Genomic DNA, 18,807 nt, shown 5'->3' on the forward strand with positions numbered 1-18,807 from the left:
CCTATCCCGACACTAAGGTGCGGGAGGACACCCCAAGAATGTTACAATTGCAAGCGGAGCCGGATCACAGTGCGGCGATCCGCTGCACCAGGTCACGATCCCAACCATACGGATCGTCGCGGAAGTTCACCTGCCCGTCCGGGGTCACATAGGCCGTCCAGTACAGCAGGAAGACCGCGATCTGTTGCGGCAGCTTGGCGCGCACGGTGTCGCCGCCGGCCAGGGTCGCGTCGATCTTTTCCGGCGTCCACAGCGGGTCGCCCGACAGCAGCGCCTTGGCCAGCTCGATCGGCTTCTGCAGGCGCACGCAGCCGTGGCTGGCCAGGCGACTGAAGCTGTCGAAGCGGGCGCGGCTGGGCGTGTCGTGCAGATAGACGCCATAGGGGTTGTTGAAGTCGAACTTCACCTTGCCCAGCGCCGCCAGCGGGCCGGCCTTCTGCTGCAGGCGCGAACCACCGCCCCCGGTCGGGATGACGATGAAGTCGTTGCGGCGGAAGTAGCCGGGGCTCTTGCGTTCCTTGGGCCACAGCTCCTTGGTCGCGATCGACTGGGGCACGTTCCACGGCGGGTTCAGCACGATCGAGTGGATCATCGACTGCAGCATCGGCGTCTCGTCGCCGGGACGGCCGGTGACCGCGCGCATGGTCAGGGTCGGAGTGTCGTGGCTGAACACCGACAGGATAGCGGCGGCGACATTCACCTGGATGCGATCGGCCGGCAGGGTCTGGGGCAGCCAGCGCCAGCGCTCCATATTGGCGTTGATCTGGTCGATGCGCAGCTCGACGGGCGTATTCAGGGCCGCAAGGGTCTGCTTGCTGACGATCCCGGTCGGATTGAGGCCAAAGCGCTTCTGGGCCCGCTGCACGGCCTGGGTCAGGGCGGCGTCGAAGATCGGCGCGCCGTCGACGGCGATGGTCGGGTCCTCGGCGGCCAGACGCGCTTCCAGCGCCACGACGCGCGGACCGGTCGAGCCTTCCTTCAGGTCGGGACCGGCGGCGATCGGCTGCCAGCCGCCGCGCGCGGCGATGTCGCGATAGGTCGCCAAGCCCACGCGCAGGGTCTGATAGCCGGTATAGGGCGGCGGCAAGGTATCCAGCCACTGGGCCAGGCGGTCCTGCTGCACGGCGTTGATGAAGTCGACGGTCGGGTCGTAGGCCGCCGGGCGCAGGCCCCACTCGTTCTTGAAGCCGCTGGCCGGCAGCTGGCCGGTGCGCACGGCCTTGGCATACGCCAGCGCCATGCCGATCAGCTGGCCTTGCGTCTGGGCGCGGTCGGGCGCGAACTGACCCGGCTTGAAGCCGTGGGTGTGGGCGTCGCCCAGCACGCGGCGCAGCACCTCGACCTGATCCTGGCGCAGTTGCACGCTGGCGATGTCGGGCTGGAAAGTGTTCGGACGCGGCGCCACCAGCGGAACGTTCTGGACCTGACGGCCGCCGGCCAGCATCGGGCGCTGCGATTGCGCCTCCGCGGCCGCCAGCGACAGAACGCTGAACGACGCCGCCAGCAAGGCGCAGGATCTGGAAACTCGCTTCACCGTCGAACCGCTCGCCACACTCGTGCGGCCAGGCCGCGTTAAGATTTCCAGATGGCGGGCACAGGGCGCCCCCGTCAACGCCAGGAGCGTGAAAGGCGAACCCAAGGCCCCGGCCCGACACCGGATTTTCAAGGACAGGAACCCGCAAGCCACACCGTTGGTTTCACCCGGACCGGGGATGTACGCGTAGAGGGCCAAATGACGGACAAGACTGTGAACAAGAAGACGCTGGACCTCTATTCGATCGGCAACTGCGCGGTCAGCGCGCTGATCGACACCGCGGGCCGCTTCGTCTGGGGCTGCGCGCCGCGCGTCGACTCCGACCCGATCTTCAGCGCCCTGCTGGACGACGCCGATCCCGATGGGCCCGAGGCCAAGGGCGTGTGGGAGGTGCTGGTCGACCACCAGGCCGAGGTCCGCCAGGGCTATCTGCGCAACACGCCGATCCTGCGCACCGAGATCGCCGACCAGGATGGCGCACGGATCGAGATCATCGACTTCTGCCCCCGCTACCAGCAGTTCGGCCGCACGTTCCGGCCCACCGCCTACATCCGGCTGATCCGCCCGATCGTCGGCGTGGCCCGCGTCACCCTGCGCCTGCGGCCGACCGCCGACTGGGGCGCCAAGGTCGCCGAGCACACTTCGGGCTCGAACCATATCCGCTATCGCTGCGCCGACATGACCCTGCGCCTGACCACCAACGCGCCGGTCTCGCACATCCTGGAAGAGCGCACGTTCCGGCTGGAGCGGCCGATCGCCATGTTCCTGGGCCCGGACGAAGGCTTCGACGCCGACGTCACCCAGACCTGCGAACGCATGCTGCGCGAGACCGACAACTACTGGAAACTCTGGGTGCGGGGCCTGTCCCTGCCGCTGGACTGGCAGACGGCGGTGATCCGCGCCGCCATCACCCTGAAGCTGTGCATGCACGAGGAGACGGGCGCGATCGTCGCGGCCCTGACCACCTCGATCCCCGAGCACGAGGGCAGCCAGCGCAATTGGGACTATCGCTACTGCTGGCTGCGTGACGCCTATTACGTGGTCCAGGCCCTGAACCGCCTGGGCGCGGTCGACATCCTCGAGAACTATCTGGGCTATCTGCGCAACATCGTCGATCGGGCCGAGGGCGGCCATATCCAGCCGCTGTTTGGCGTGGGTTTCGAGGAGACCCTGACCGAGCGCTTCGCCCCCGACCTGCCCGGCTATCGCGGCATGGGACCGGTGCGGGTCGGCAACCAGGCCTTCGAGCACCTGCAGCACGACGTCTACGGCCAGATCGTGCTGTCGACCGTGCAGGCCTTCTTCGACGAGCGCCTGCTGCGTCCGGCCACCGTCGAGGACTTCGAGGCCCTCGAGCCCGTCGGCGAGCGGGCCTACAAGCTGCACGACCAGCCCGACGCCAGCCTGTGGGAGTTCCGCGGCCGCGCCAATGTCCACACCTATTCCTCGGCCATGTGCTGGGCGGCCTGCGACCGCCTGGGCAACGCCGCCGAGAAGCTGGGCCTGAAGGACAAGGCGGCGCTGTGGAACGCCCGCGCCGCCGAGGTGCGGATGGTCATCGAGACCCGCGCCTGGAACGACACGCTGGGCCGCTATTCGGCGACCTTCGAGGGCGACGTGCTGGACGCCTCCCTGCTGCAGCTCGTCGATCTGCGCTTCCACAAGGCCGAGGACGCCCGCAACTTGGCCACCCTGGCGGCGGTCGAGGATGGCCTGCGCCGCGGCGCCTATCTGCTGCGCTACGCCATCCCCGACGACTTCGGCTCGCCGCAGACGGCGTTCAACATCTGCACCTTCTGGCTGATCGAGGCCCTGCACATGTCGGGCCGCGGCGACGAGGCGCGCGAGCTGTTCGAGGACATGCTGTCGCGTCGCACCGGCGCGGGCCTGCTGTCGGAGGACATCGGCTTCGCGGACGGCGAGCTGTGGGGCAACTACCCCCAAACCTATTCGCTGGTCGGCCTGATCAACTGCGCGGTGCTGCTCAGCAAGCCCTGGACGGCGGTCCGCTGAGCCCCAAGGGCCGGCATTTTGGCAACACCATTGTTGCAACGAAGCCAAAAACTGAAATGCGCTCGTCATGCAACGCGGCGATGTGCAAGCCAGGGACATATTTGAATCGGAGAAGACGTCCATGAGCCGCAAATTGGCCCTGGTCGGTGTCCTGGGAGTCGTCGCGTCCGGCGCGGCTCACGCGCAGCAGACTGCCCCTACCGCCCCTGCTCCCGCGCAACCCGCCCGGCAGGCCGCCGCGCCTGTGCAGCATGAGGCGGACGACACCGAGGTCGAAGCCGTCACCATCACAGCCAGCGGCAAGCCGTTCGGCGCCGTGGTGGGCGACATCAAGCCCGAAGAGACCTTCAACATGGCCGACATCCGCTCGTTCGGGGTGTCGTCGATGGAGGATCTGCTGGCCGAGCTGACGCCGCAGACCACCAGCGGCTTGGGCGGCGCGCCCGTGACCCTGCTGAACGGCCGGCGCATCTCGGGCATGGGCGAGATCCGCGACATCCCTACCGAGGCCATCCAGCGCGTCGAGGTGCTGCCCGAGGAAGTCGCGCTGAAGTACGGCTATGCGGCTGACCAGAAGGTCGTGAACGTCGTGCTGCGCCAGCGCTTCCGCGCCTCCACCCTGGACGGCCAGATCGGCGGCCCGACCGAAGGCGGCCAGCTCAGCCAGCAAGGCGCGTGGAGCCAGCTGCAGCTGAACCGCCAGGGCCGCACCAACCTGGCGATCAAGGTGCAGAACAGCGACTGGCTGCGCGAGAGCGACCGCGACCTGATCAGCAACGCCCAGAGCGGCCTCTACGACTTCGTCGGCAATGTCGCTGCGCCCAATGGCGATCCCCTGGCCAGCCTCAGCGCCTTGGCCGGCCAGCCGGTCACCGTGGTCGGCGTCCCGGGCTCGGCCGCGAACGGCGCGCAACCGCTGTCGGCCTTCCTGCCCGGCGCGAACCTGGCCAACACCAGCGATCTCTCCGACAGCCGCACCCTGCTGCCGGCCAGCCAGCAGGTGACGATCAACAGCGTCACCAACCGCTATATCCTGGACGACGTGTCGGCGACGCTGAACCTCAGCCTTACCGCCAACAAGAGCCAGTCCCTGTCCGGGCCGGCCCGCGCCCTGCTGCGCATCCCCGGCGCCAGCCCGTTCTCGCCGTTCGGCCAGGACGTGTCGCTGTATCGCTACCTCAACGAATTCCCGGCCCTGTCCCAGACCTCGCGCAGCCTGCAAGGCCACGCCGGCTTCACGCTGAACAAGGACACCGAGGACCTTCGCCTGTCCCTGACCGGCAACTACGACCGCACCATCAGCCGCACCCTGACCGACCGCGGCGTCGACCTGACCGGGGTGCAGTCGCGCCTGACCGCCCTGGACGCCAACCTCAACCCGTTCTCCGCCCTGGGCGGCCTGCCGGTGACGCAGGATCGCGCCCGCTCGACCACCGACAGCGCCGACCTGCAACTGGTCGCCAACCGCGCTCTGGCCAAGCTGCGCGCCGGCGACCTCTCCACCACCCTCAAGGTGGGCGTCAGCGGCTCGCGCCTGAAAGGCACGTCGATCCGCTCGGGCGTCGAGGTCGAGAACGAGCAGTCGCGCGGCGACGCCAACGCCCAGGTCAGCTTCGACCTGCCGCTGGCCAGCCGCCGCAAGGGCGTGCGCGCCGGCATCGGCGACCTGTCCACCAACCTGAACATGGCCGTGCGCCAGGTCTCCGACTACGGCGCCCTGACCACGATCGGCGGCGGCGTGAACTGGTCGCCGCTGGCGCCGATCAGCTTCACTGTCCAGGCCAGCCGCCAGGAAAACGCCCCCAGCATCGCCCAGTTGGCCAACCCGCTGGTCACCACGCCCGACGCCCGGGTGTTCGACTATGTGCGCGGTCAGACCGTGGACGTCACCCGCATCACCGGCGGTAACGCCGACCTGAAGGGCGAGGAGCGCAACACCCTGCGCGTTGGCGTTAACTTCCGCCCCGTCCAGGTCACCGGCCTGACCCTGAACGCCAACTACAGCCGCACGCGCATCGACAATCCGGTGGCCAGCTTCCCGGCCGCCACCGCCGCCGTCGAGGCCGCCTTCCCGGACCGCTTCCTGCGCAACGCCGATGGCGACCTCGTCCGCATCGACACGCGCCCCGTCAATTTCGTCAAACGCGAGAGCGAGCAGGTCCGTTGGGGCTTCAACTTCTCGCGTCAGATCGGCAAGACCCCGCCTCCGCTGGCCGGCGGCTGGCGCAACCGCCAGGGCCAGCAGGGCGCGGCGGCGGTTCCTGGCGGCGAATTGCTCCAGCAGCGCGGCCAGCGCGACGAGAGCGCGCCGCGTCCGCCCTCGACCGAGCCCGAGCAGCAGAACCGCCCAGACGACAACACGCCGGCGCGCACCGACGGCGCGCCGCCTTCGGACGCGCCGCGCAACTTCGGCGGTGACGGCCCTCGCTTCGGCGGCGACGGCCCGCGCGGTCCGGGCGGCGGCGGCTTCGGCGGCCGAGGCCCCGGCGGCGGCGGCAATCCCCGCGCCACCCGCCTGCAAATGTCGCTCTATCACACCGTCCACCTCAGCGAGCAGGTGGTGGTCGCCAGCGGCATTCCCGCCCTCGACCTGCTGGACGGCGACGTCCTGGGCTCGAGCGGCGGCCAGCCGCGCAACGAGATCGAGGCCCAGGCCGGCCTCACCCGCTACGGCCTGGGCGCGCGCGTCACGGCCAATTGGCAGAGCGGCAGCCAGGTCCGCGCCGGACTGGGCGGCGCATCCCAGGACCTGGACTTCTCCAGCCTGGCGACGGTCAACCTGCGCCTGTTCGCCGACCTGGGCGTGCGCCGCGAGCTTGTTCAGAAGCACCCGATCCTGCGAGGGACGCGCCTGACGCTCTCGGTCAACAACCTGTTCAACGAGCGTCAGACGGTGCGCGACGCCAACGGCGCGACGCCGATCAACTATCAGCCGGACTACCTGGACCCACGCGGGCGGGTCATCCAGTTCAGCGCCCGGAAGCTGCTTTTCTAGGCATTCCGCCCCAATGCCGGCCACGCGTCGCATTGGGGCGAAAATCCGGCGAGCTTGAGCTTCGGATAGGGATCGAACTGTCGCGCACGGCGTTCTGTGCGGCATGTTGCATACCAATCAGGGGGTTTTCGCCATGGCCTCGGCCCAGCCGGTCCTGCGTACGGAGTCCGTCGTGCTCCCGCCCCCGCCCCTCGACCTTCCGCGCCGCTCGGCCCTGTTCCTGGACCTGGACGGCACCCTGGCGCCGATCATGCCGCGGCCTGACGACGTGGGTCCCGACCCGCGCCGCGCCCGCCTGATCCAGCGCCTGCACCAGGCGTTCGACAACCGCGTCGCCGTGGTCAGCGGTCGCGATCTGCCGAACCTCGACTACATCCTCGGCGGCGGCGTCAAAGCCATCGGCGCGGTCCACGGTCTGATGCGTCGGGCTGCCGACGGACAGGTGGTGTCTCGCGAACCGCATGCCGGCCTCGCCGACGCGCGCCGCATCCTGGTCGAGCTGGCCCATTGCGAACGCGGACTGCTGTTCGAAGACAAGGGCCTGTCCGTCGCCCTGCACTATCGCAACGCTCCGGCCTGCGCCGACGCCGTGATCGAGGCGGGCGAGCGCCTGTCCCAGGCCACCGGCCTGGTCCTCCAGCTGGGCGACATGGTCGTCGAGCTGCGCACGCCCGGCGCCGACAAGGGCGCGGCCGTCACCGCTTTCCTGCGCGAAGCCCCGTTCCTGGGCGCGACGCCGGTGTTCGTCGGCGACGACCTGACCGACGAGGACGGCTTCCTGGCCGCCGCGCGCCTGGGCGGCTTTGGCGTCCTGGTGGGCGAGCCCCGCCCGACCGCCGCCCGCTATCGCCTGGACGACACCCACGCCGTCGCCCGGTGGCTGGAGGGGCTGACAGCCCCCGCCGAGCTGGGGATCCCCGCATGAGCCGGCTGATCGTCGTTTCCAACCGGGTCAATCCGCCCAACCCCGCCGAGGGCGGCGAAGGCAGCGTCGGCGGCCTGGCCATGGCCCTGGCGGCGGCCCTGCGCGAATATTCTGGCATCTGGTTCGGCTGGTCGGGCAAGACCATCCCCGAGTTCACCGGCCAGCTGAACATGCAGCGGATCGAGGGCGTCACGGTCGCCACCGTCGACCTCGAGGAGACCGACTATCAGGAATACTACAACGGCTACGCCAACAAGACGCTGTGGCCGCTGTTCCACTACCGCGTCGACCTGACCGCCTACGACCGCTCGTTCGGCGAGGGCTATGAGCGGGTCAACAAGCGCTTCGCCGAGACCCTGCTGCCGCTGATCGAGCCCGACGACATCGTCTGGGTCCACGACTACCACCTGATCCCCCTGGCCAAGGAACTGCGGCGGATGGGCGTGAAGAACCGCATCGGCTTCTTCCTGCACATCCCCTGGCCGGCCCACCAGTTGGTGGTCACCCTGCCCCGTCACCGGCAACTGGTCGAAGCCCTGTTCGACTACGACCTGATCGGCTTCCAGACCGAGGAGTCGCTGCAGGCCTTCGAAGGCTACGTCTATTCCGAGGTCCACGGGACCAAGAACGCCCGCGGCGAGCTGGAGGCCTTCGGCCGCCGCGCCCAGGCCGCCGCCTTCCCGATCGGCGTCGACGCCGACGACTTTGCCTCGATCGTAAAGGGCGAGACGGCGCGCAAGACCTACGACCGGATGATGGCCCACAGCGTCTTCCGCAAGATGGTCGTGGGCGTCGACCGCCTCGACTATTCCAAGGGCCTGGAAGAGCGGCTGATCGGCTTCGAGCGGTTCCTGCACGACCACCCCGACATGGTGCGCGAGGTCATGCTGCTGCAGATCGCCCCGCTGTCGCGCGACGAGGTCGAGGCCTATCAGGATCTGCGCGGACGCCTCGACGGCCTGATCGGCCGCATCAACGGCGCCTATGCCGAGATGGACTCCACGCCGATCCGCTACGTCAATCGCTCGTACCGCCGTGACGAGCTGGCCGGGGTCTATCGCGCCGCCAAGGCCGCCCTGGTCACGCCCCTTCGCGACGGCATGAACCTGGTGGCCAAGGAATATGTCGCCGCCCAGGACCCGGAAGATCCCGGCGTGCTGATCCTGTCGCGCTTCGCCGGCGCGGCCCGGCAGATGAAGGACGCCCTGATCATCAATCCCAACAGCCCGGAAGAAATCTCCGACGCCCTCGAACGCGCCCTCTCGATGGACGTGTCCGAGCGCAAGCGCCGCTGGGAGGCCCTGTTCGACAACGTCCAGCGCGAGGACGTCACCGCCTGGCGCGACAACTTCGTCACCGCCCTGCGGGGCCGACCGGAAGCCGGCGACGAAGAGGCGCCCGCCCCGGTTCGCAGCCTGGACGTGGCCAGCAAGGTGCTGCGGGCCAAGACGCCCGAGGCCAAGGCGATGCGAGCCTAGGTCAGACCTCGGACCACTGCCTCAGCAGGTTGTGGTAGACGCCGGTCAGCGACAGGATGCCCTGGTTGTCCGGCTCGACCTCGCGCGCCAGGCGCTGGATGGCGACGTCCATGTCCAGCAGGATGGTGCGCTTGGCGTCGTCGCGGATCAGGCTCTGGATCCAGAAGAAGCTGGCCGTGCGCCGCCCGCGGGTCACGGGCGTAACGTGGTGCAGGCTGGTGCTGGGATAGAGGATCAGGTCGCCGGCCTCCAGCTTGACGACGTGGTCGCCATAGAGGTCGTTCACGACCAGCTCGCCGCCGTCGTAGTTCTCGGGCTCTTCCAGGAAGAGCGTCGCCGACAGGTCGGTGCGCAGGGTGCGGCCGCTGACCGGATCGCGGCGGATGGCGTTGTCGACATGGTCCTTGAAGCCCATGCCCTGGCCGTAGCGGTTGAACATCGGCGGCAGGATGAAGTTGGGCAGCGCCGCCGAGACGAACAGCGGGTTGGCGTTCAGCGCCTGGACGATCGCGGCACCGACGGTGCGGGCGGCTTCGCTCTCCTGCGGCAGTTGCTCGTTGCTCTTGGCCATGGCGGCCTGGAAGCCCGAGGTCAGGTTGCCGTCGACCCACGGGCCAGCGTCCAGGATCGCGCGGCACTCGGCCACCTGCGCCTTGGTGAGAACCTGGGGAATCTGCAACATCATCTGGACCGCTCCTCGTCGTCCCCGAGCCTTAGGCCCTGCCCCGCCCTTCCCCCTTGATCAGGATCAGGTCAAGAGCGGGAAAATAAAGCGCCCCGCTCGTCGCGAAACGAGCGGGGCGTAAGCCTGAAGGACTGAAAGGGGAAAGATCAGTACTTCACGGCAAGGGTCAGGATCGCCTGGCGACCCGGCGCCGGGTCGGCGTGGTGCACGCCGTTGGTGCGGGCGATGTAGCGCTTGTCCGTCAGGTTCTGGACGTTCAGCTGCAGGTCGACCTTGCTGTTGATCCGGTACGAGGCGAACGCATCCAGGCGGGTGTAGGACGGGGCGAAGACCTTGTTGGTCCCGCCGCCGGCGCCGCCCTGGTTGCCGCCGAACATCTTCGACACGTAGTAGACGCCGCCGCCGACCGACAGCGCGGGGATCACGCGATAGGTCGAGAACACGCTGACGGTGTGCTTGGGCGTATTGGCCAGCGGGTCGCCGATGTTGACGCTGGTGTAGGGGCCCTTCACCAGCTCGCTGTCCATGTAGGTATAGCCGCCGAACACCTGCCAGGCGCGGGTGACGTTGCCCGAGACGCCCAGCTCCAGGCCCTGGACGCGGACTTCGCCAGCCTGGGCGATTTCCGTGGCGCTCAGCGCGATCTGGGCGTTCTTGCGCTCGGTGCGGAAGACCGCGCCCGAGAGGGCCAGCTTGTCGTGGAACACGTTCCACTTGGCGCCGGCCTCGATGCTGGTGCTGTCTTCCGGATCCAGCACGACCTGGGCCGGGGTGGCCGCGGTGTTCTGGTCGCCGCCGGCGATGTTCGGCGGCGTCGAGGACGTGGCGTACGACACATAGAGGCTGCTGGACGGGGTGGGCTTGTAGTTCAGGCCGACCTGGTAGTTGACGAAGTCCCAGCCGCCCTTGGGCAGGGTGGCGTAGGTGACGCCGGTGACGACGCCGTTCACCGTGGTGGCGGTCGCATTGACGCCTTGGGTCGAATAGTCGTCGTAGCGGACGCCCACGTTCAGCAGCAGCTTCTCGGTCAGGTGGACCGTGTCGAAGCCGTAGATCGAGCCGTTGCGGGTCTTGGATTCCGAGGCTGGGCCACGCTTGATGACGCCCGTCCAGGCGTCGCCCGGATTGGGGGCGTAGAGACGGGTGCAGCCGGCAGTCGCGCCGGTGAAGCCGGTCGGACAGGCCGAGCCGCCGGTGGTGAAGAAGGTGTAGCTGGCGTTCTCGTTGATCTCGCGCGACAGCTCCAGACCCAGGTTGAAGCGGTTTTCCATGCCGCCCAGGTCGAACTTGCCGGTCAGGTCGGTGACGAAGGCCGTCGTCGTGGCGTCGTTCCAGCGCGACTTGGTGCCCCGCAGCATCCACCACTCGCCGGCCACGAACTGAGCCGCGCCGCCGTCGCCAGGGTTGGTGACGAAGTAGTCGTTGACCGTCTTGGACAGGCGGATGACCTGGCGCACGGCGAGGTCGTCATTGATCTCGTGACGGATGGCGAAGGTGCCGATGTCGGCCTTGGTCTTCATCCAGTCGCGGTCGAGGCCGTAATAGGCGTTGCGCGAGACATCCAGGATGCCGTTGGCCGGCCGCGTGCGGCCGTCGGTGCCGGCCACGCCCCAGGTGCGCTTGGACGCCAGCGGGATGCCGTAGTCGGGGTCCTGGTCGGTGTCGAGGTGATAGAAGCTCAGGGTCGCCTGGGTCTGGGTGTCGATGCCGACGGCGACCGACGGGGCCACGCCCCAGCGCTTGAACTGGATGTGGTCGCGGCCGGGCGTGTCGCCGCCGGTGGCCATCAGGTTGACGCGGAAGGCCGCGTTCTGGGTCAGGGCGTAGTTGCCGTCGGCGGTGACGCGATAATACGAGTCCGTGCCCGCGGCGGCCGAACCGGATGCGAAGCTCTTGGCCTTGGGGGTCTTGGTCGACAGGTTGATGCTGCCGCCGCCCGAACCGCGGCCGCTGTAGACCGAGTCAGGGCCCTTCACGACCTCGACCTGTTCCAGGTTGAAGACCTCGCGGGTCTGGCCGCCGGTGTCGCGCACGCCGTCCACGAAGATGTTGTTGCCCGAGCTCTGGCCGCGGATGAACGGACGGTCGGCCAGCGGCTGGCCGCCCTCGCCCGCGCCGAAGGTGATGCCCGGCGAGGTGCGCAGGATGTCCTGCAGCGACGTGGCGGCGGTCTGCTCGATGATGCGCGAGGGAATGACCGTGACCGAGCGCGGGGTGTCCAACAGCGGCGCGGTAAACTTGCTCGAGGACGGATCGACGGTGCGCTTGGCGTCGATACTGACGCTCGAGACCTCGTTCTTGTCCTTTTCCTTGTCGGCGGCCGGCGCGGTGGCGACCGGCGCATCGGCGGCCATGTCAGGCGCGGCGATCGCGGCTTGGGCCAGGCCCAGACCGGCCAGGCCGGCGACGGCGGCGACGCTCAAGGCGTGACGAGGCCGGCTCATGACGCCGGCAGAGGTCGATTTACGCATGATAGGTCCTATCCCCCAGCGGACGCGGTGAAAGGCGTCCGTCCTGAATCTGCGGGGGCGGTCTACAGCTCCTGCAACGCAGTCGCAATGATAATCACTCTCAATTGCGCCCATTGTGACCGGAAAGCTACAACCGACAACGGCAGCCGCCGGCAGGCGGCGCCCGTTGAACAGATCATCAGCAGCTATTGCAGAGCTTTCGGCGGTCGATGCGCCGACGCAGGCCGCGGGGCTAGCGCTTCTCTTCCAGGCCCGCGATCAGGGTCTTCAGCTTTTCGACCTCATCGGCCTTCAGCGGACGGTGCTGGGCGAAGTGGCTGATCAGCGGCGCAAGTTGGCCGTCGAACAGACGGTCCAGCAGGCCCTGGCTCTCGGTCTGGACATAGGCCTCGCGCTCGACCAGCGGGCGATAGCCATGCTTGCCCTCGGCCCGCTCTGACTTGATCGCCTTCTTCTTCAGCAGGCGATTGATCAGGGTCTTGACCGTGGCGTCGCCCCAGCTCTGGGCGGCCCCGACCTCGGCGACCAGTTCGTCGGCCGACAAGGGGTGGCGGCGCCAGAGCGCTTCCATGACCTGGGCTTCGGCGGAAGTGATGTGCATGACGCTTACATCCGTAATTCTCGCCGGACGCTATACCCGCTATTACGGGTGTCAAGCACATGCGGCTCTGGCCGGGTGAGAATGCCCGGACAGCCGGCCTAGGTCGTCCCTCGGTTCCGCTGCAAAGCCAGGTTGATGCCTTCCAGCAGACGCTCAAGAACGACCGGCTTGGCGACGTGGCCGTCAGCACCGGCCTCGCGACCGCGCCGTTGATCCTCACTGCTGGCGTCGGCCGAGAAGATGACGATGGTCGTCCGGGCCCTCCCCGTCTCGGCCTCAAGGGCGCGGATGGCGCGCGTCGCGTCCAAGCCGCCCATGACCGGCATCTGCATGTCCATCAGCACGACGTCGAAGGTGTCGGCGGCGAAGGCGTCCAGCGCCTCCTGGCCGTTCTCGGCGTAGTGCAGCTCGGTGGAGTCGTCGTCCAGCAGCATGCCCAGGATGGTGCGGTTGGCGACATGGTCGTCGACGATCAACAGCTTCAGCGCATGCTCGCTCGCCTCTTCAGGGGGCAGCTGGTCATCCGGCGCGGCCGCGGGAGCCTCGGCAGGCGGCAGCGGAATCTCGAACCAGAAGCGCGAGCCCTCGCCCGGTGTGCTGTCGCAATCCAGCTCGCCGCCCATCAGGTCCACCAGTTGGCGACAGATCGACAGGCCAAGGCCCGTGCCGCCGAAGCGCCGGGTGATCGAGCCGTCCGCCTGCTGGAACCGCTCGAAGATCTTCTGCTTCTGCGCGGCGTCAAAACCCACCCCGGTGTCGCTGATCGTGAACCGGATACGATCGCCCTGCCCCGCGGCGGCTGTAAGAATGACCTGCCCCTCGGCCGTGAACTTCAGGGCGTTGCTGACCAGGTTGTTCAGCACCTGGCTCAGTCGAACGCGATCGCCCATGGCCCAACGGTCGACGACAGGGTCCAGGCGCGCCTCGACCGTCACGCCCTTCTTCTGGGCGGCCTGGGTCCAAAGCGCCTCGATCTCGCCGACGGTTTCCCCCAGGTCGAACGGGATCACCTCGATCTCGATCTGACCCGCCTCCATCTTGGCGCTGTCGAGGATGTCGGAAAGCAGCCGCTCCAGGGTAGCGCCGGACGAGGCGATGATCCGGACCATGTGCGCGGCCTGGTCGTTCAGCGCCATGCGCCCCAGGGCGTCGGCCATGGCCACCACCCCGTTCAGAGGCGTGCGGATCTCGTGGCTCATATTGGCGAAGAAGGCCGACTTGGCGTCATAGGCCTCCTGCAGGCGGCGACCGGCCAGGGCCAGCTGAGCGCTCAGCTGACGCTGCCGCCAGAACATTAGCGCCGCGCCCAGCGCCAGCACGATCGTCAGGCCGATCAGCCAGCGCTGGGTGGTGATGACCTTGGCCTTGAGGGCGTTCTGGTCCGTGGCGGTCTTCAGCTGCTCGTCGATCCCGACGACCACTTGCTCCATGGCGGCGGCGGCGGACTTCGAGGCCTTGAGGAAGCGATCGAGGTGGTACTCTCGCAGCAGGGGCACGCCTTGGGCATAGTTCCCCTGGGCGATCATCAGCTCGGCCCGGGCGCGCTTCACGGCCCCGCCGGCGACCATGCGTCCCGCGGCGACCCGCTTGTCGATCTCGGCCATGTCGCGCTGGGCCAGGGCCACCTGCCCCGTGCGGGCATAGGCCGCCGCGCGCTGCGGCAGCATGATGTCGGCGACCACTTCCGGCGCGGCCAGGTCGGGCCCGAACGGCGCCAGGCACTGCAGCACCACCGGCCAGTCGTCACGCGCCGTGGCCGCATAGGCGCACAGATTGGCGGCATAGGCTCGCGAGGTCGGGGTGTTGGTCCGCGCCGCCAGCCGGGCATAGGTCTGGACCAAGATCGAGGCTTCGTCGTAGCGGCCCAGAAAGCCCAGCGACTGGGCCAGATTGTAGACCGACTCATAGTCGGGACGCGGATAGTCGGACGCGGCCATGTAGGCCTCGGTCCGGTCGATCGCCTTGAGATAACCGGGAACGTCGTCGACCATCATGTGGGCGATGGAGACCCGGTCCCAGGCCGAGGCGGCGACGCTGGCGACGCCGGCCTGATCCTCGGGAATGGTCGGGATCACCTGCGCCAGCAGCCGGATGGCGTCGCCATTGCGCCGCTCGTCGATCAGCATGCGCGCCACGCCGGTCTGGGCGACGGCCCTGGCCAGCCAGTCGGTCTGGGCGTCGGCCAAAGCCTGCATCTGGGCCAAGGTGACGTTGTGGTCGCGGAAGTGAGCGATCTGCAGGGCGTTGGCCTGGGCGATCGCCAGATAGGGCGCGCTCTTCTGGCGCTCGGCCGACTGCTTGAGCGCCGCGTTCCAGCGCTCGGCCGTCGGAAAGTCTTCCTGGTTGATCATGATCCAGGTGACGTGCTGAAGGCGGCTCAGGCCTTCGGCGTCCTGGCGCTGGATGGCGGCGCGGCCGAACGCCTCCAACGCAGCGAAACTGGTGCGAGACGCCCGCTGCTCAACGCGGCGGGCATGAGCCACCGCGGCGCTGGGCGGATCTTTCTGAGCAACCGGCGAAACGGATCCGGCAGAAGCCCAGGTCAGCGACGCCGAAAACAGCACGATACAGAACGAAAGCGCGCATAGGCGGATGGCGTTAAGCATGCTCTTCATTCGACGAACGCTACAAGTTGAGTTGTCACCGAAAGATTATCGTACGTGGCGCCGTCCAGGACTGAAACAGCCCTCTGCGCGCGCCCTTCCTCCCCCGCGTGATCGCCCCTTCCGCGTCCGTTAACGGCCGCATTGTCAATGACACCGGTTTCCACTAGACACGTGACAAACCCGCCAAGCGGGGCTTGTACCGAAGTATCGAGGGAGGATTTACGGCGTGACCGTTTCTGAGGCCGACAGCAAGGTTTTCACCCCTGCGGCGATCGCTCCCCAATTCGTAAAGGCCCGTCAGGAAGGCGTCTTCGTTCCCGGCTATCCGGGCGACGTGATTCCCGACAGCATGGCGCAAGGCTATGCCGTCCAGGACATCGCCATCGACCTGTGGCCCGACGAACTGGTCGGCTGGAAGGTGGGCCTCGTCCCGCCGCAGCACCGTGAACGCCTGGGCGCCGAGCGCCTGGCCGGCTGCATCTTCAAGAGCAAGGTTCAGGACGCCAAGGTCGGCGCTCCGAACGAATACCGCGCCATCGAAGGCGGCTTCTGCGCCGTCGAGGCCGAGTTCATCATCCGCGTGGGCAAGGACGCTCCGGCCGACAAGACCGAGTGGACCGCCGAAGAGGCCGCCGAGTACGTGGGCGAAGTGATCGTCGGCGTCGAGATCGCCGGCAGCCCGCTGGCCACCATCAACAAGCTGGGCCCGCCGGTCGTGTCGTCGGACTTCGGCAACAACGACGGCCAGATCCTGGGCCAGGTGATTCCCAACTGGCGCGACGTCGCCTGGGAAGACATGCCGGTCGAGACCATCATCAACGGCGTGTCGCTGGGCAAGGCCACGGCCGCGACCATTCCAGGCACGCCCCTGGCCGCCTTCGCCTTCCTGCTGGGCCTGGTGGCCTCGCGCGGCAAGCCGCTGAAAGCGGGCCAGATCGTCACCACCGGCGCGACCACCGGCATCCACGACGTGGTCGCCGGCGACGTGGCCAAGATTGACTTTGGCCCCTACGGCGTCATCGAGTGCGTCGCCGTTCCGGCCAAATAAAAAGAAAACCCCTGGGGAAGGAAAGCGTGTCCATGGTGGACTTTTCCAAAGCGCCCGCGCCGTCCGAGAAGATCGGACGGTATCGGTGGATCATCGTCTCGCTGCTGTTCGCGGCGATGGTCATCAACTACGTCGATCGCCAGACGATCGGTCTGCTGAAGCCCAACCTCTCGCATGAGTTCGGTTGGGACGAGAAAGACTACGCCGACCTCGTCTTCTACTTCCAGATGTCCTACGCCATCGCCTATCTGGCCTGGGGCAAGATCATGGACAAGATCGGGGCCCGCTGGGGCTTCGGCATCGCCTTCCTGATCTGGCAGCTGGCCCACATCGCCCACGCCGGCGCACGGGGCCTCAACGGCTTCATCTTCGCCCGCATGGGCCTGGGCGTCGGCGAAGCCGGCGGCTTCCCGGGCGGCATCAAGGCCGTGGCCGAGTGGTTCCCCAAGAAGGAACGCGCGTTCGCCACCGGCATCTTCAACGCCGGCACCAACATCGGCGCCATCGTCACGCCGCTGGTCGTGCCGGGCATCGTGCTGGCCTGGGGCTGGCAGATGGCCTTCATCGTCACCGGTCTGGCCGGCCTGATCTGGCTGCCGATCTGGCTGCTGGTCTATCGCCGTCCGCGCGAAGTGAAGAAGCTCGGTGCCGCCGAACTGGCCCATATCGAGCAGGATCCGGCCGACCCGGTCGAGAAGATCGCCTGGACCAAGCTGCTGACCAAGAAGGAAACCTGGGCCTATTCGCTCGGCAAGTTCCTGATCGACCCGATCTGGTGGATGTTCCTGTTCTGGCTGCCCGACTTCCTGGGCAAGCGCTATGGCCTGGACCTGAAGTCGTTCGGTCCGCCGCTGATCGCCATCTACCTGCTGTCGGACGTCGGCAGCGTGGGCGGCGGCTGGCTGTCGTCGAACTTCATGAAGATGGGCTGGAGCATCAACAAGTCGCGCAAGATCACCATGCTGATCTGCGCCCTGCTGGCCGTGCCGGTGATGTTCGCGGCCAATGTCGACAACCTGTGGCTGGCCGTCCTGATCATCGGTATCGCCACCGCGGCCCACCAGGGCTTCTCGGCCAACCTCTACACCCTGCCGTCGGACGTGTTCCCGCGCGGCGCGGTCGGTTCGGTCGTGGGTATCGGCGGCATGCTGGGCGCCTTCGGCGGCATGGTGTTCTCGAAGTACATCGGCCAGGTCCTCGAGAGCATCGGCACCTACACGCCGATCTTCATCGTGGCCGGCAGCGCCTACCTGATCGCTCTGCTGGTCGTGCACCTGCTGAGCCCCAAGATGGAAGAAGTGAAGATCTAAGGATCGTCACCCTCTATCGAGACGACGAAGGCCGGGGAGAAATCCCCGGCCTTTTTCGTGCTAGCAAGGCGGCATGACCGCCTCCCCTCCCCTGAACGTCGCCCTCATCGGCTACGGCTATGTCGGCAAGACGTTCCACGCTCCGCTGGTCGCCGCCACGCCGGGGCTGACCTTGCACACCGTGGTGTCCAGCGACGCGGCCAAGGTGGCGGCCGATTTCCCGGACGCGCGGGTCGTGGCCGAGCTGGACATGGCCTTGGCCGATCCCGCCATCGACCTCGTCGTCATCGCCACGCCCAACGCCCTGCACGCGCCCCAGGCCCTGGCGGCCTTCGCGGCCGGCAAGTCCGTGGTCGTGGACAAGCCGTTCGCGCTCGATGCGGCCCAGGCCCGCCAGATGGCCGACGCCGCCCAGGCCGCCGGCAAGCTGCTGGCGGTGTTCCACAACCGCCGCTGGGACAGCGACTTCCTCACCCTGCAGCGCCTGATCGCCGAGGACGCCCTGGGCGAGGTGGTCCAGTACGAGAGCCACTTCGATCGCTTCCGCCCGCAGGTCCGCGACCGCTGGCGCGAGCGGGCCGGTCCGGGCTCGGGGGCCTGGATGGACCTGGGGCCGCACCTGCTGGATCAGGCGCTGGTGCTGTTCGGCAAGCCGCTGGGCGTTTCGGCCGACATCGGCGTCCAGCGCGAGGGCCCATCTGGGCAAATTGGGGCCGACGACTATTTCCATGTGGTGCTGCGCTATCCGACCTTGCGCGCCATCCTGCACGGCAGCCTGCTGACGGCGGCCTCCGACCTGCGGCTGGCGGTGCACGGGACCAAGGGCAGCTATCTCAAGCACGGCCTGGACCCGCAGGAGGCCCAGCTGAAGGCCGGCATGACCCCCGGCGCGCCCGGCTGGGGCCGCGACAGCCGGCACGGCGTGCTGGTCACGGTCGAGGACGACCACCAGATCCGCGCCGACGTCCGCCCCGAGATCGCCGGCTACCGCACCTTCTATGCCGGGGTCCGCGAGGCGATCCTGCACGGCGCCCCGTCGCCGGTTCCGATTGAGGACGCGCTGCGCATGATGGACCTGCTGGAACTGGCCCAGCGAGCGAGCGACGAGCGGCGGGAGCTGGCGGTCAGCTAGCAAAGAAAC

Annotated in this window: 12 protein-coding genes; 7 read left to right on the forward strand and 5 right to left on the reverse strand. The window is 68.0% G+C overall.

Translation table 11 applies throughout. From position 1 onward, the window contains the following. Positions 1-64 precede the first annotated feature (64 nt). Positions 65-1,507 carry a murein L,D-transpeptidase gene (locus E1H18_RS07225; protein ID WP_241735911.1) on the reverse strand — a complete coding sequence of 481 codons (1,443 nt, stop codon included), beginning with the start codon at positions 1,505-1,507 and terminating at the stop codon, positions 65-67. Between the two features lie 225 nt (positions 1,508-1,732). Between E1H18_RS07225 and E1H18_RS07230 the strand changes: the two genes are divergently transcribed. The 4 genes from E1H18_RS07230 to otsA all read left to right on the forward strand — a co-directional run bounded on the left by E1H18_RS07230 (position 1,733) and on the right by otsA (position 8,945). Next, positions 1,733-3,547, forward strand: coding sequence for a glycoside hydrolase family 15 protein (locus tag E1H18_RS07230; protein WP_172265376.1), 1,815 nt, complete (start codon positions 1,733-1,735; stop codon positions 3,545-3,547). Positions 3,548-3,668: 121 nt separating this feature from the next. Continuing rightward, on the forward strand, positions 3,669-6,542 hold the full coding sequence (locus E1H18_RS07235) for a TonB-dependent receptor (RefSeq protein ID WP_172265379.1): 2,874 nt from the start codon (positions 3,669-3,671) through the stop codon (positions 6,540-6,542). Positions 6,543-6,675: 133 nt separating this feature from the next. Further along, positions 6,676-7,467 carry a trehalose-phosphatase gene (gene otsB / locus E1H18_RS07240; RefSeq protein ID WP_172265751.1) on the forward strand — a complete coding sequence of 264 codons (792 nt, stop codon included), beginning with the start codon at positions 6,676-6,678 and terminating at the stop codon, positions 7,465-7,467. After that, positions 7,464-8,945 (forward strand): alpha,alpha-trehalose-phosphate synthase (UDP-forming), encoded by a 1,482-nt coding sequence (gene otsA, locus E1H18_RS07245; RefSeq protein WP_172265382.1) that lies wholly within the window; start codon positions 7,464-7,466, stop codon positions 8,943-8,945. Before otsB ends, otsA begins: the two co-directional genes overlap by 4 nt. A 1-nt stretch (position 8,946) precedes the next feature. Here the strand turns inward: otsA and E1H18_RS07250 are convergent, their stop codons facing one another. From E1H18_RS07250 to E1H18_RS07265, 4 genes are all read right to left on the reverse strand, one after another. Next, complete coding sequence (locus E1H18_RS07250; protein WP_172265385.1) at positions 8,947-9,630, reverse strand: Fe2+-dependent dioxygenase; 684 nt, start codon at positions 9,628-9,630, stop codon at positions 8,947-8,949. Between the two features lie 146 nt (positions 9,631-9,776). Beyond that, a complete protein-coding gene (locus tag E1H18_RS07255; protein WP_172265388.1) occupies positions 9,777-12,101 on the reverse strand; it encodes a TonB-dependent siderophore receptor in 2,325 nt (774 codons plus the stop codon). 232 nt (positions 12,102-12,333) lie between these two features. Next, positions 12,334-12,702: a BlaI/MecI/CopY family transcriptional regulator gene (locus E1H18_RS07260; RefSeq protein ID WP_172265391.1), complete on the reverse strand. Its 369-nt coding sequence runs from the start codon at positions 12,700-12,702 to the stop codon at positions 12,334-12,336. Between the two features lie 98 nt (positions 12,703-12,800). Then, entirely contained in the window at positions 12,801-15,317 is a 2,517-nt protein-coding gene (locus E1H18_RS07265; RefSeq protein WP_172265394.1) for an ATP-binding protein, read from the reverse strand. A gap of 217 nt (positions 15,318-15,534) precedes the next feature. Here E1H18_RS07265 and E1H18_RS07270 point away from each other — a divergent pair, with 217 nt between their 5' ends. The 3 genes from E1H18_RS07270 to E1H18_RS07280 all read left to right on the forward strand — a co-directional run bounded on the left by E1H18_RS07270 (position 15,535) and on the right by E1H18_RS07280 (position 18,798). Continuing rightward, entirely contained in the window at positions 15,535-16,356 is an 822-nt protein-coding gene (locus E1H18_RS07270) for a fumarylacetoacetate hydrolase family protein (protein ID WP_172265397.1), read from the forward strand. An 11-nt stretch (positions 16,357-16,367) separates the two neighbouring features. After that, positions 16,368-17,666 carry an MFS transporter gene (locus E1H18_RS07275; protein WP_172265754.1) on the forward strand — a complete coding sequence of 433 codons (1,299 nt, stop codon included), beginning with the start codon at positions 16,368-16,370 and terminating at the stop codon, positions 17,664-17,666. 73 nt (positions 17,667-17,739) lie between these two features. Then, positions 17,740-18,798 (forward strand): oxidoreductase, encoded by a 1,059-nt coding sequence (locus E1H18_RS07280; RefSeq protein ID WP_172265400.1) that lies wholly within the window; start codon positions 17,740-17,742, stop codon positions 18,796-18,798. The last annotated feature ends 9 nt before the right edge of the window (positions 18,799-18,807 follow it).

Origin of the sequence: Caulobacter sp. RHG1, from assembly GCF_013181195.1 — a bacterium.
Taxonomy (GTDB): domain Bacteria; phylum Pseudomonadota; class Alphaproteobacteria; order Caulobacterales; family Caulobacteraceae; genus Caulobacter.

Excerpts from the sequence above, each read along its gene's own strand:
- E1H18_RS07230 (WP_172265376.1), top strand. The coding sequence starts at position 1,733 with ATGACGGACAAGACTGTGAACAAGAAGACGCTGGACCTCTATTCGATC.
- E1H18_RS07235 (WP_172265379.1), top strand. The coding sequence starts at position 3,669 with ATGAGCCGCAAATTGGCCCTGGTCGGTGTCCTGGGAGTCGTCGCGTCC.
- otsB (WP_172265751.1), top strand. The coding sequence starts at position 6,676 with ATGGCCTCGGCCCAGCCGGTCCTGCGTACGGAGTCCGTCGTGCTCCCG.
- otsA (WP_172265382.1), top strand. The coding sequence starts at position 7,464 with ATGAGCCGGCTGATCGTCGTTTCCAACCGGGTCAATCCGCCCAACCCC.
- E1H18_RS07250 (WP_172265385.1), bottom strand. The coding sequence starts at position 9,630 with ATGATGTTGCAGATTCCCCAGGTTCTCACCAAGGCGCAGGTGGCCGAG.
- E1H18_RS07255 (WP_172265388.1), bottom strand. The coding sequence starts at position 12,101 with ATGCGTAAATCGACCTCTGCCGGCGTCATGAGCCGGCCTCGTCACGCC.
- E1H18_RS07260 (WP_172265391.1), bottom strand. The coding sequence starts at position 12,702 with ATGCACATCACTTCCGCCGAAGCCCAGGTCATGGAAGCGCTCTGGCGC.
- E1H18_RS07265 (WP_172265394.1), bottom strand. The coding sequence starts at position 15,317 with ATGAAGAGCATGCTTAACGCCATCCGCCTATGCGCGCTTTCGTTCTGT.
- E1H18_RS07280 (WP_172265400.1), top strand. The coding sequence starts at position 17,740 with ATGACCGCCTCCCCTCCCCTGAACGTCGCCCTCATCGGCTACGGCTAT.